This is a genomic window from Streptomyces sp. NPDC002403 (genome assembly GCF_053593015.1).
Map to the genome: position 1 here is coordinate 1 of NZ_JBSFBQ010000019.1, position 13,105 is coordinate 13,105.

The 13,105-nt window shown below is 70.2% G+C and carries 11 protein-coding genes; 3 read left to right on the forward strand and 8 right to left on the reverse strand.

Translation table 11 applies throughout. From position 1 onward, the window contains the following. From kdpB to ACWCPY_RS21455, 4 genes are all read right to left on the reverse strand, one after another. Positions 1–1,634, reverse strand: a 1,634-nt coding sequence (gene kdpB / locus ACWCPY_RS21440) for a potassium-transporting ATPase subunit KdpB (RefSeq protein WP_451267193.1), incomplete at its 3' end; no start/stop codon positions are given. Continuing rightward, positions 1,631–3,298 carry a potassium-transporting ATPase subunit KdpA gene (gene kdpA / locus ACWCPY_RS21445; RefSeq protein WP_451267195.1) on the reverse strand — a complete coding sequence of 556 codons (1,668 nt, stop codon included), beginning with the start codon at positions 3,296–3,298 and terminating at the stop codon, positions 1,631–1,633. The genes kdpA and kdpB, both read right to left, overlap by 4 nt. Before the next feature lie 12 nt (positions 3,299–3,310). After that, positions 3,311–3,400 (reverse strand): potassium-transporting ATPase subunit F, encoded by a 90-nt coding sequence (locus tag ACWCPY_RS21450; RefSeq protein WP_451267197.1) that lies wholly within the window; start codon positions 3,398–3,400, stop codon positions 3,311–3,313. Positions 3,401–3,650: 250 nt separating this feature from the next. Continuing rightward, positions 3,651–6,170: a DUF4118 domain-containing protein gene (locus ACWCPY_RS21455; RefSeq protein ID WP_451267199.1), complete on the reverse strand. Its 2,520-nt coding sequence runs from the start codon at positions 6,168–6,170 to the stop codon at positions 3,651–3,653. Between the two features lie 287 nt (positions 6,171–6,457). Between ACWCPY_RS21455 and ACWCPY_RS21460 the strand changes: the two genes are divergently transcribed. Together ACWCPY_RS21460 and ACWCPY_RS21465 are read left to right on the forward strand one after the other, a co-directional pair. Next, a complete protein-coding gene (locus ACWCPY_RS21460) occupies positions 6,458–6,718 on the forward strand; it encodes a hypothetical protein (protein WP_451267201.1) in 261 nt (86 codons plus the stop codon). An 85-nt stretch (positions 6,719–6,803) separates the two neighbouring features. After that, complete coding sequence (locus ACWCPY_RS21465; RefSeq protein WP_451267203.1) at positions 6,804–7,910, forward strand: hypothetical protein; 1,107 nt, start codon at positions 6,804–6,806, stop codon at positions 7,908–7,910. 15 nt (positions 7,911–7,925) lie between these two features. On the opposite strand, the gene ACWCPY_RS21470 is transcribed toward ACWCPY_RS21465, so the two are convergent. Then, a complete protein-coding gene (locus ACWCPY_RS21470; RefSeq protein WP_451267205.1) occupies positions 7,926–8,687 on the reverse strand; it encodes a GNAT family N-acetyltransferase in 762 nt (253 codons plus the stop codon). 12 nt (positions 8,688–8,699) lie between these two features. After that, complete coding sequence (locus ACWCPY_RS21475; RefSeq protein WP_451267207.1) at positions 8,700–9,557, reverse strand: class I SAM-dependent methyltransferase; 858 nt, start codon at positions 9,555–9,557, stop codon at positions 8,700–8,702. A gap of 170 nt (positions 9,558–9,727) precedes the next feature. On the opposite strand from ACWCPY_RS21475, the gene ACWCPY_RS21480 reads away from it, so the two are divergent. After that, positions 9,728–11,197 (forward strand): N,N-dimethylformamidase beta subunit family domain-containing protein, encoded by a 1,470-nt coding sequence (locus ACWCPY_RS21480; protein ID WP_451267209.1) that lies wholly within the window; start codon positions 9,728–9,730, stop codon positions 11,195–11,197. Here the strand turns inward: ACWCPY_RS21480 and ACWCPY_RS21485 are convergent. Together ACWCPY_RS21485 and ACWCPY_RS21490 are read right to left on the reverse strand one after the other, a co-directional pair. Then, positions 11,145–11,894 carry an HAD family hydrolase gene (locus ACWCPY_RS21485; protein WP_451267211.1) on the reverse strand — a complete coding sequence of 250 codons (750 nt, stop codon included), beginning with the start codon at positions 11,892–11,894 and terminating at the stop codon, positions 11,145–11,147. The genes ACWCPY_RS21480 and ACWCPY_RS21485 overlap by 53 nt on opposite strands. A gap of 11 nt (positions 11,895–11,905) precedes the next feature. Next, positions 11,906–13,084: a serine/threonine protein kinase gene (locus ACWCPY_RS21490; protein ID WP_451267213.1), complete on the reverse strand. Its 1,179-nt coding sequence runs from the start codon at positions 13,082–13,084 to the stop codon at positions 11,906–11,908. Between the last annotated feature and the right edge of the window lie 21 nt (positions 13,085–13,105).

Genomic DNA, 13,105 nt, shown 5'->3' on the forward strand with positions numbered 1-13,105 from the left:
CCGTCGCCGGTCATCGCGACGAGCTTGCCGCCCCCCTGCTCGCGCTTGATGAGGGCCATCTTGTCCTCGGGGGTGGCCTCGGCGAGGAAGTCGTCCACCCCTGCCTCCTCGGCGATGGCGCGCGCGGTGAGCGGGTTGTCGCCGGTGATCATGACCGTCTTGATGCCCATCCGGCGCAGCTCGTCGAACCGCGCCCGCATGCCCTCCTTGACGACGTCCTTGAGGTGGATGACACCGAGGATGCGGGCGCCGGGCGTGTCACCGTGCCGGGTCACTTCGCCGACGACCAGCGGGGTGCCACCGCTCGCGGAGATGCCGTCGACGATGCCGCCGACCTCCGCCGTGGGGTGGCCGCCGTTGTCACGGACCCAGCGCATCACGGCCGTCGCCGCTCCTTTGCGCAAGGACAGGTTCTCCTGAGGATCGTTGAGGTCGACACCGCTCATCCGGCTCTGGGCGGTGAAGGGTACGAACCGTGCCTGGGCCAGCTCTCCTTCGCTGCGGCCGCGCAGCGCGTACCGCTGCTTGGCGAGGACCACGATCGAGCGGCCTTCGGGTGTCTCGTCGGCGATCGAGGACAGTTGGGAGGCGTCCGCGAGTTCCTCGGTGCTCACACCGTTCACCGGAAGGAACTCGGCAGCCTGGCGGTTGCCGAGCGTGATGGTGCCCGTCTTGTCGAGCAGGAGGGTGTTGACGTCGCCCGCGGCCTCCACCGCGCGCCCGGACATGGCCAGCACGTTGCGCTGCACGAGCCGGTCCATGCCCGCGATGCCGATCGCCGAGAGGAGCGCACCGATCGTCGTGGGGATAAGGGCCACCACGAGGGAGACGAGGACGACGATGGTCTGCTCCGCCCCCGCGAAGATGGCGAAGGGCTGGAGGGTCGCCACCGCGACCAGGAAGATGATCGTGAGGGACGCCAGCAGGATGTTGAGCGCGATCTCGTTCGGCGTCTTCTGCCGCGCGGCCCCCTCCACGAGTGCGATCATCCGGTCGATGAAGGTCTCCCCCGGCTTGGAGGTGATCTTCACGACGATCCGGTCCGAGAGGACTTTGGTACCGCCCGTGACGGCCGACCGGTCGCCGCCGGACTCGCGGATCACCGGTGCCGACTCGCCTGTGATGGCCGATTCGTCGACGCTCGCGATGCCCTCGACCACATCTCCGTCCCCGGGGATGGTCTGCCCGGCCTCGACGACGACGTGATCACCCAGGCGGAGAGCGGCGCCCGGGACTTCCTGTTCCGCGGCGTCGGTCGCGCCCGGCCGCCAGCCGGTGAGACGGCGGGCCGTGGTGGTCGTCCTGGCACGGCGGAGCGTATCCGCCTGGGCCTTGCCGCGTCCCTCGGCCACTGCTTCGGCGAGGTTGGCGAAGACGGATGTCAGCCAGAGCCACCCCGTGATCACCCAGGCGAAGACACTGGGTGATCCGATGGCCGACAGTGTGGTCAGTACCGCCCCGACCTCCACCACGAACATGACAGGGTTGTGGACCATCACGCGCGGGTCCAGCTTGCGCAGGGCGTCGGGGAAGGACGTCAGAAGCTGCCCGGGATCGAGCAGTCCGCCCGAGACCCGGTTCTGCTGACGCCCGGCGCCCGGCGGGGTGGGAGCGGGGGTGGCGGTCGTGGTCATCGGTGCAGGCCTTCCGCGAGGGGGCCGAGCGCGAGCGCGGGGAAGTAGGTCAGGCCGACAACGATGAGGATCACCGCGCTCAGCAGTCCGACGAACTGCGGCCGGTGAGTGGGCAGGGTGCCCGCGGTGACCGGAACGGGCTGTTGTTCGGCGAGCGAGCCGGCGAGCGCCAGGACGAACACCATCGGCAGGAACCGGCCGACGAGCATGACCACACCGAGTGTCGTGTTGTACCAGACGGTGTTCGCGCTCAGCCCCGCGAACGCCGAGCCGTTGTTGTTCGCCGCCGACGCGAAGGCGTACAGGACCTCGGAGAAACCGTGCGGTCCGGAATTGAGCATGGCCGCCCTCTCCCCCGGGAGCGCCATCGCCAGCCCCGCGCCCACCAGTGCGACGACGGGTGTGGTCAGGATGTAGAGCGAGGCGAACTTCATCTCCCGGCCCCGGAGCTTCTTGCCCAGGTACTCGGGGGTCCGGCCGACCATCAGTCCGGCGACGAAGACCGCGACGATCGCCAGGATCAGGATCCCGTAGAGCCCGGACCCGGCGCCGCCGGGCGCGATCTCCCCCAGCATCATGTTGAAGATCGTCATCCCGCCGCCACCCGGCGTGTACGAGTCGTGGGAGGAGTTGGCCGCTCCGCACGACGTGAGGGTGGTGGACACGGCGAACAGGGCCGAGGCCCAGATCCCGAACCGCGTCTCCTTGCCCTCCATCATTCCGCCGGCCGCGTGACCGGCGGTGCTGCTGACGCTGTGCAACTCGTTGGCGGTGACGATGGCGGCCGATGCGCCCCAGATCAGTGCCATCACGGCGACGACGGCGTATCCCTGGCGGTTGTCGCCGGCCATCGTCCCGAAAGTCCGCGGGAGCGAGAAGGCGATGACCAGCATGAGGTAGATCTCGATCAGGTTGGTGAAGGCGTTGGGGTTCTCGAAGGGGTGCGCGGAGTTCGCGTTGTAGAAACCACCACCGTTGGTGCCCAGTTCCTTGATGGACTCCTGGGAGGCGACGGGGCCTCCGGTCACGCCCTGGTGCCCGCCCGCGATGGTGGTGATGTCGTGGATTCCGTGGAAATTCTGAACGGTACCGGCAGCCACCAGAACGATCGCGAAGACGAAGGCCAGCGGCAGCAGAACGCGAAGCACGATCCGTGTCAGGTCCACCCAGAAATTCCCGACGCGATCGGTCTTCTTCCGGTTGAAGCCCCGGATCAGTGCGGCGACGACGGCGATGCCCACGGCCGCGGAGACGAAGTTCTGCACCGCCAGGCCCGCCATCTGGACCAGATGCCCCATCGCCGACTCACCGGAATACGACTGCCAGTTGGTATTGGTGACGAAGGATGCCGCGGTGTTGAACGACTGGTCCGTGGAAACCGGCTTCATTCCCAGGGACAGCAGGAGATGGTTCTGCAGACGCAGAAACGCGTACAGGAACAACACCGATACGGCCGAGAAGGCCAGGATGCTCCGCAGGTAGACCGACCACTTCTGGTCGGCGCCGCCGTCCACCCCGCCTGCCCGGTAGATCAGGCGCTCGGCCCGCCCGTGGTGATCAGCGGTCAGGACGCGGGCCATGTAGTCGCCCAGCGGGCGAAACGAGAGACCCAGCGCGACCATCAGGGCGAGTACCTGGAGCCAGCCCGCGAGGGTGTCGTTCATCCGGGATCTCTCCTAGAACTTCTCGGGGAAGATCAGACAGATGACCAGGTAGATCACGAGGCACGCGGCGACGGTCAGGCCGACGGTGTTTTCCACGTTCACAGGCGTCCGACCCCCTTGGCGACCAGGCCGATGAGGGCGAACACCGCTACCGTGAGGCCGATGTACGCGATGTCCGACATGCGCGAAGCACCCCCGCAGAGTCATGAGGGACGGGACTTCCAGGCCCTCCCGACCGGCAAATGGGGTTGGTCCGGAGACGCGATGGATTCGCTTCTGACGCTATATCAGTTGGTGAGGCGATCACCCCGCAGCCGTGTGCGCCGATGGGATGATGCCGAAAGGCGTGTATTCACTCGTCGCGGCCGGATGTCGCGGTGCGGCCGGGCGCGGAACTCGGAAAAGTGAGCGTCACCGCGAAACCGGGGCTCTCAGCGGCCGTCTCCAGGGTCCCGTCCATGGCCTCGGCCAGGTCGCGCGACAGCCGCACGGCCAGGCTGCCGGCCCTGGGGCCCGGAGCCCGCAGTGCCTCGGGGCTCGCTCCTCGGCCCGGGTCGGACGTACCGTCCTCCACCCGAATCCTCACGCGGCCGCCGTGGACCTCGGCGGTGACGACGGGAGGCCGGTCCGGCGGGCTGTGACGCAGTGCATCGGCCCCCAGGGCGGTCACAGCACGGGTGAGGAGGGCCGCGTCGGCGATCACGTCGGGCAGGCGCTCCGGCAGGCGCACGATGATCGAGTGGCCGCCGGGCCCCAGGTCGTCCAAGGCGGCACCCAGCATCTCGTTGAGGTCGACCGGGCGGAGGTAGAGATCGAGTGCCCCGGCGTGCAGACGACTCACATCGTCGAGATCGGTGACCAGCTGCGCAGCACGGTGCACCGCCGCGCGGGCAGCTTCCAGCAACTGCGCTTCCTCCGGGACCGGCGCGCCGGTGCGCCGGCGCCGCAGGCGCACGAGCGCCGCTTCGGCCGTGTGCAGCGGTGCACGAAGATCACGTCCTGCCGCGAGGAGCAGGGACGCCCGGGTCCGTTCGGCGTCAGCGAAGGTGTCCGCGCCACCGGTACACCCGGTGATCCGTCCCCGGACATGTGCCAGCCCCAGTTCGGCGGCGCATGCGGCGAGAACGCGCCGGTCCTCCGTACTCAGTCCCGAGCCGCACACGGCCAGCGTGAGATCGTCGTCGACGGGGCTTTCCACATCCGCCTCGTAGGGCTTCTCAGGTGGCCGCTCCCCGGCGCTGGCGACCACGTACCAACGGGGCACGGGAGATGCTTCCGGATCCCTTTCGAGCAGGCTGATCGCACGGAGACCGAAGTTCTCCCGGATCTGCTCCACCAGTGCCGTCAGATCCTGGCCACGCATCATGGCGGCGGCCAGGCGGCTCAACGCCCTTGCCTCTGATGTCGCGCGCACGGCCTGATGCGTGCGCTGGGCAGCCGTTCCCGCTGCCGTACCGACGAGAGCGGCCGTGGCGATGAACACCACGAGCGCGGCAATCGCGTCAGGGCGCTCGATGGCCAGCGAGTGCACCGGTGCGATGAAGTAGTAGTCGGCGAGCAGCGCGGCGGCAAGGGCGGCGAGCAGCGCGGGGTAGAGCCCTCCGACCAGGGCGACCACGACGACGGCGAGCAGATAGATGATCAGGTCGCTGGAGAGGTCGAGGTGGCCACGCACCGCGGTCAGCAGGAACGTCAGTACAGGCAGCAGCACCACGGCTCCGGCCAGCGACGCCCAGTACCGTCTCGGGCCCGTGCCACGGCTCGGACGCGGAAGCCTCAGCACAGCCGACCCCGCCGCCTCCCTGTGGGTGACGATGTGCACGTCGATGGGGCCGGACCCCTTGATCGTCCGCTCTCCCACGCCGGCTCTCAGGAGGGAGGCGAGGCGGCCGTGCCGGCTCGCGCCCAGCACGATCTGCGTGACGTTCTCCGCCTCGGCGAACTGGAGCAAGGCATCGACCACATCCTCGCCCGTGGTCTGGTGGAAGCTGCCCCCGAGCGACTCCACAAGGGTGCGCTGGGCGTCCAGTACCGCCGGTTCGACGCCGGCGAGTCCGTCCTCCAGGACCACATGGAGGGCCAGCAGCTCGGTTCCGGGGGTACGAGTGCTGATCCGCGCGGCACGGCGGACCAGCGTCTCGCCCTCCGGCCCGCCGCTCAGGGACACCAGGATGCGCTCCCGGGTCTCCCAGGGAGCGACGATGCCGTGTTCCGCGCGGTAGCGCTGCAGCCCTTCCTCCACCCGGTCGGCCAGCCACAGCAGGGCGATTTCGCGCAGGGCGGTGAGGTTGCCGACCCGGAAGTAGTGAGTGAGGGCGGACTCGATGCGGTCCGGCGCATAGATGTCGCCGTGGACCATGCGGCGGCGGAGCGCCTCCGGCGGCAGGTCGACCAGTTCGATCTGGTCGGCACGGCGGGCCACCTCGTCGGGCAGGGTCTCCCGCTGCGTGACGCCCGTGATCTGCCGTACCACGTCGTTGAGGGACTCCAGGTGCTGGACATTGAGCGTGGTGACGACATCGATGCCTGCGTCCAGGAGCTCCTCCACGTCCTGCCACCGCTTGGCGTTGCGGGCCCCCGGAACGTTGGAGTGGGCCAGCTCGTCGACCAGCGCGACCTGAGGACGGCGGGCCAGCACCGCGTCGAGATCCATCTCGGGGAAGAGCGCACCGCGGTGGCTCAGCGTACGGCGGGCCACCGTCTCCAGACCGTCGGCCATGGCCGCGGTCGGCCGACGCCCGTGCGGTTCGACGAAGCCGACGACCACATCCGCGCCCCGCGCCCGCAGCCGCTGCCCCTCGGCGAGCATGGCGTACGTCTTCCCGACCCCGGGGGCGGCCCCGAGGTAGATCCGCAACCGTCCACGTGCCACCCGCTGACTCCTGCCCAGGTCACCCCCACTGTCGTGTTCGCGCCCTTCCATGGTGCGTCCGTCGAAGCCGTTCCACTCGACGACACCTGCGACGGGGACGCTCCGCTGTCGGCACCGGGCCCGCGACGCCTTCGGGGGTGACGCGGTGAGCGACTCGCGACGTGGCGGAAACAGCCTGGCCGGAATGGACCGTCACAGGGCGCGAACGCCTGCCGTTCACTGGGTGGAAGTGGTACGGCGGACGAGAGGTGTTCACAGTGCGGCCCACCCTGAGGTGCCTGTTATTCATGGCCGGGACCGGCCTCGCGGCCCTCGCGGCGGCGGCAGTGCACGACATCGCCGCCCCGCCGCTCGCCGTCACCGTGTACGCCGATGCCGTCATCGGCCTGTCCTGGCTCGTCGTCGTCCTTCTGCTCCTTCGCGGTCACCGTTCCCCGGACGCGCCCGGCGACCATGCCGCTGGTCCCCGTCACCACCGCGCCGTACGGTTCTCCACCGACGGCGAGCCGGTCGCCCGTTCCCACTGGAACAGCCGCCACCGCCACTGATCCGGCCAAACTCCCGGCACACCGAGGTCCGTCGGTCCGCGCTCTGCGACCATGACCGACGACCACCCCTGCCGAGGAGCGCAGAGTGACCAAGGTGACCAAGCCCCATGTGAGTTCGGCCGTCATGACCCACCCCGTACGCCTCGCCCAGGCCCAGGACCTCGCCGACCGGCTGCGGCTCGACGGCCTCGCCATGGACCCGGCCCCGACGGGCCCGCCCTCGGCCCTGCGCACCGCTCTGGTCGCCTGGTCGGCCGCGGGCCCGGAGGCCAGTCACCACCTGGTCGTCCAGGACGACGTCGACGCCCCCGCCGAGCTCCTGGAGATCGTCACCGCGTCCGCCGGCCGGTTCCCCGACGAGGCGCTGGTCTTCTACACCAACTGGCACGCCCGCAACGGTGCCGCCGCCCGCCTCGCCGCCCTCGCCGGTGCCTCCTGGGTACGGGCCGTTCCCGACGAGTTCACGCCCTCCCTCGCCGTGTGCCTGCCGGCCCGGAGCGCCGCCGGCTTCCGCGCGTACGCCCGTGACAGCACCGAACGCCATGACGACGAACTGCTCTCCGTCTTCTTCCGGGGGCACGGCCGGATGAGCCTGCTCGCCGTACCGAACATCGTCGAGCACATCGGCACGACCAGCATCAACGACCATGCCGCACAGGGCATCCGGCTCGCCGTCTGTCCCACCTCGGCCGCCGATGCCGCACCCCTGCTGGCCCGGGGCCGCGTCCTGGAGGAGCCGGGCTGGATCCCGTACATGCGGTACGGCGAGGGCTACATCCGGCTGGTCGGGCAGGAGCAGGACGCCGACGGCGGGCGCGGCCACCACCGCTGGCTCGACGCACTGCCCGCGACCGGCCTCACGCAGGACACGGTGCGTGCCGCGCGGGACGCCCATCTGCCCGAGGACCTCGCGGCGGCGGTGGCCCGGACCTTCGGCGGCGCGTTCGCGCAGGAGCTGTGGACCCACTGCCTGCTGCTCGGACGGCAGGCCGCCCATGCCTCCCGCCGCCTGGGGCCCCTGCCGGACGGGGTGCCCGCCGACGCGCTCGACCGGCTGCGGCACTCCGCCGTCGCCACCGCCGGACCCGCCGGACTCCCGCCCGGGCGCCGCCCCGAGGCGGGCCCGGACGAGGTCCGTACGATGGCCGCGTTCGCGTGGACCGCCGTCCACGCGGGCGAAGGTCTCGGCTAGGGCCTTTCGTTCGGATCAGGACGGATCAGGGAGCGGGACCCGGTGCGTGATCCACACCCCCGGCTCCCAGTACGAGGCCAGGTCCCGTGCCCGGTCGACATGGAGCGGCGCGAGGCCGCCGGGGAAGACGTACTCCCCGTCCTCCGGGAGGGCCAGACCCGTCCAGCTCTCCCACTCGGCGACCGTCCCGCTGATCCGCGAGGAACGCCCGGACGCGGCCGCGAGGGTGCCGCCCGCGCCCACCTGGGTCCGGATCCACGGGTCGAACGGCGTTCCGTCGTCCCGGGTCCATGCCGCGTACCGCTCGATCGGCACCAGCGGATAACGGTCCTTCCAGGTGGGACGCACCGGCACCAGGACCGTCGCGAGCCCGGCGCGCCGCGCCGTTTCCGCCATCGCGTCGAGCAGCACCTTGGACAGTCCCCGGCCCTGATGGTCCTCGGCGACCTCGATGCCCAGCGCGCACAGCGCGTCCGGGGCACGCCCGGCGTCGCGGTCCGCGAAGGCCCGCGCGATCGAGTCGTCCAGTCCGGGGCCGAGGTCCGCCGCGGTGCCGTCCCAGGTGCGGGGCAGCGAGCGGCCGGCGCCCGCGATCACGTCCTGCTCGTCGTCGTGGAGGACGAACTGGAACTCCGGGAAGTCGTCGAACAGCCGGTTCCAGTAGTCGCCGTTGATGTCTCCGTGCAGGTTGTACTCGGGCACCACGCCGGCGAACCGCTCGGGGATGCGGTCCCACAGCTCGGGTTGCTCCGAATGGCGTACCAGTGCCAGGGCCATGGAGGCTCCTTCCTAGGCGGGGACCTCGACGTCCCAGACGACGACGATCGGGAGGCCCTCCCAGGCGGCGCGGGCTGCGTCGGCGATGAACTCCTCGTAACCCCCGGGCGCGAGACGGCCGTTGAACAGTGGTTCGTGGCAGCCGCGCACCCGCAGTCCCGCCCGGCCGAAGGCCTCCAGATAGTGGCTCGGCAGATGGACGTGGTTGCGGACGAAGGCGAGTTCCTCGGAGCCGTGCACGAAGAGGCACTGTCCCTGGAGCGCGATCACGAACGGGTGCATGTCCGAGACGATGATCCGCCCGCCCGGCCGGACCACCCGGGCCAGCTCCTTCATGCCGGGGGCGAGGTCCGGAAGGTGCGTCATGGCCAGCGTGCAGACGGCGAGATCGACGGAGTCGTCGTCGAGCGGCAACCGTTCCAGGTGTCCGACGCGGAACTCGGCGTCCGGGGCGTGCTCGCGGGCCTTGGCGATCATCTGCGGCGACTGGTCGACGCCGATGACGTGGTGACCGAAAGCGGTCAGCGCCCTGGTCTGGCGGCCGGTGCCGCAGGCGGCGTCGAGCGCCACTCCCGGTGCGATCCCGTCCAGGATCGTGCGGACGACCGGCTCCTCCACCTCGATGTACGAGCTGGGCAGCGAGTCGTACACCGCCGACCAGGAGGCGTAGCCCGCCGCCGCATCGAGCTCGCTGACCACGGCGCCGCCGTCCGGAAGCTTCTCCCCGTCGAGGGCGAAGCGGCGGATCTCCGCCACCCGTTCCTGGAGGAATTTCTCGTCACCGTCCACGGCGTGGCGCAGCAGCGCGAGCCCCTCGATCCCCAGCACCAGTTCCCGTACACGGAATTCACCGCGGAATTCATTGCTCATGCGAGCCCCTCACCGGTCGACGGACGGCCCGTGCTCCATTCCGGATCCCGCCCTACCCAGAAGGCGGGACAGAGAGTCTCGATCCACTCGCCGTGTCCGAAAACCGGGCATGGAATGGCCGGTTGGCAGCACCGTTGTCGTACCTGTGACACCTGCCTAGCATGAGCGGCATGATTGAGGGATATCTCGGACGCGAAAGCGTCACCGTCGGCGGGGAAGTGACACTTCATCTCTCCACCGACGCCCCGCGGTTCCGTCTTCGTTTCTACCGGCTCGGCCGGGAACTCATACCCGTCGGGGAATCCGAGGAGTATCCGGGCACCCAGCACACCCCGCCCGGTCATCCCGACGGATTACCCGGACTGGCTTCGCCCGCCGACGACTGGGACTGGCCGCCGCTCACCGTTCCCGTACCGGAGGACTGGCAGCCGGGAATCCATCTGGTCGAATTCGTCGAATGCGGCCCCGGGCGCCCCGGAAATCCGCCCCTCCTCGGCGCGGAGCAGCTCGAAGGGCATGCGCGGGAGTTCTTCGTCGTACGCCCCCGGGCCCCCGGCAGCCGTTCCCGCATCCTCTACAAGAAGTCCACCTTCACCCGGCACGCCTACAACCGCTCCGACCGTCCCGGTCTGGAACGCGCCGTCAGCCTCTACGACCACCCCGTCCACCGGGCCGGCGGTGGTGGGGAACCCCGAGGCCACAAGGTCAGCCTCCACCGCCCCGGGGGCGTGATCGACCTCGCCTACTGGGACGCGCCCTTCATCGCCTGGCTGGAACGTCACGGCTACCCCGTCGAGTACTGCACCGACCTCGATCTGCACGAGGACCCCGGGCTGCTCTCCTCGTACGACCTCCTGCTCAGCGTCGGGCACGACGAATACTGGAGTGCGGCGATGCGGGCCCACGCGGAGCGATTCGTCCGCGACGGCGGGAACATCGCCTTTCTCAGCGCCAACACCTGCTGGTGGCGGGTGCATCCCACGGACCGGAACACCGCTTTCGTCTCGGACACCGACCACCACGTCGGCGACGAATACCCTCATCTGCCCGCCACCGACCAGTGGTGGGCACCCGTTCCCGACGGGGTCGGGAATCCGGAGAACGCGCTCACCGGGGTGAGTTTCCGGAACGGTGGAATGTGGCCCGCCACCGAATGGCCCGGCGACCGGCCCCGCGTCGGATACACCGTGCAGCACGCCGATCACTGGATCTACGAAGGCACAGGATTGCGCGACGGATCCGACGGGGGAACGGCGGACCGGCTGGGGGCCGGTACGCCTCTCATCGGATACGAATGCGACGGAGCAGCATTCTCGTACGACGGGGAAGGAATCGCCCGTGCCACCGGGGAGGACGGGACTCCGGACTCCTTCCTCATTCTCGGAATTCACGTCCTCGAACCGGTGCACGAGGATTTCCATCATTTCAAATGGGGTCACTGGAACGGCCCCGTGCGCGAACCGTCCATCAGCAGCCCGCGTGCCGCGACGATGGGCCTCTACACGGCCGGCGGCACCGTCTTCACCGCGGGCACCACGGACTGGCCCGTGGTCTGCGGACACGAACAGGACCCGGCCGTCGTCCGTGTCACCCGGAACCTCCTCGACCGTCTCCGTCACCGGAGTCCACTGCCGGGATGAGCTCCCGCAGGCCGGTGATCCGCGCCGCCCCCTCCGGCAGGGGCGGCGCGACACCGTCCACCGCCCGGTCGGGCCGCCACAGGTGCACCGCCCGCATCCCCGCCGCCAGTGGGCCGAGCACATCGGGCACCCACATGTCCCCGACGAACAGCACCCGGTCCGCCGGCAGCGCGCAGCGCTCCACCAGCGTGCGGTAGATCAGCGGGTGCGGCTTGCGGGCGCCCGCCCGCGCGGAGCCCACCACCACGTCCACGGCCCCGCCGATCCCCACCGCCGCGACACACTCCTCCAGGTTCCAGAACCAGTTGGAGCACACCCCGATCAGCAGGCCCCGGGCCCGCAGCTCTGCGAGCACCCCGGGCACATCCGGGTAGAGGTCGAGCCGGACCGCCTTCATCGCCCGGTCGAGCTCGGCGACCAGGCCTTCGAGCCCGGACTCCGGCACACCGCAGGCCCGCGCCCGGCGCCGCAGCCGGTCGCGCTCCCACGTCACGTACGCCGTCTCGTCGGCCGAGTGCGCGGCGTGCTCCTCGCCCTCGCCGGGGCCCACCGACCACTGGTCGCCCCAGAGTTCGGCCTGCGCCGTCAGGCCCCGGCGGGCGAAGATGCCGCGGTGGTCCGGCGGCAGCGGCTCCACCATCCGTACGAGCGTCCCGTAGAAGTCGAGGACGACCGCGCCGATCCCGTCCCTCCCCACCGCGGATCCGCCTAGAACCGGCCGTACCGCTGCGGGAAGTAGTCCTCCATGGTGCCGTCCCGCTCGATGTCGACGGTCGCGCAGTGCAGCCCGCCGCCGAACGGCCCGACCGCCCGGAACGGCACCGGCACGATCTCGAATCCGTACGAGGACAGCTGCTCGGCGAGCCGCACCTCCTTCTCCTCCACGCACAGCGTGTTCGCGTCGAGGTTCAGCATGTTCCCGGCGAGCCACGGACTGCAGAAGGACAGCTTCGGCGGATGGTCCCAGCTGGCCGGCTGCACGGCCTCCACGATCTCCCAGTCGTTGAGCTTGAAGAACTCCATCAGCTCGGCGTCGGCGAGCCGCTCCCCGCAGTGCAGCACGAGGCCGGGGCGCAACGGCACCCAGGTCGCGTCGATGTGCAGCGGATGCGTGTTGGTCGAGGTCACCGCGTGCACCCGGTGGTCGGGGAAGTGACGGCGCAGCCACTCGTAGCCGCTCCTGTTGGTGACGAACGACAGCTGCACGAAGAGGTCCTTGCCGAACCGTGCCACGTCCGCGGCGTCGAAGAGCGGCTCCGCCTCCGTGAGCACCAGGTCGTAGTCGCGGACCCGGGCCAGCTGCTCCTCGGTCGGCAGGTCGTTGTACGTGTCCCAGAACCCGGTCCTGTAGGAGGCGTCCGTGAGCCGTGGCTTGGGCGCGGCCTCCCAGCGCATCCGGTCGTCGGCGTCGAACAGGCTCTGCAGCACCGGCCGGTAGCACAGGTACTCGAACCAGCGGCTGCGGTACGACATGGTCGCTTCGAGGACCTCGTTGCCGACCGTGAGCAGCAGGTCCCGGGGCGGCATGCAGCCGAACATCGAGTCGTGCGTCCACTCCGGCGTGGACACCTCCTGGGTGAAGTCGACCGGGGTGGGGCGGTCCACCCGGATGCCGCGCCGGCGCAGCATGTCCGCGAAGTCGTCGAGCTGCTGCTCGGCCTCGGCCACCATGTCCGCCGGCATGGGGCCGTACGTCCCCAGCGGGAAGCCGTCGTCGGGGTAGTCGCGGCGCACCGCGTGTTCGGGGGCCTGCACCACGGTGCCCTCCGCGCGGCCGACGATCACATGCCGCAGCGGGTCCCAGCCGTTCCATGCGTTGACCCGCACGGGGCGCTCGGAGCCGGCGGGGGCGGAGGTGTCGGACGCGGTGGTCGTCTGCTCGGTCACGTACAAGCCCTTCGATCGGGG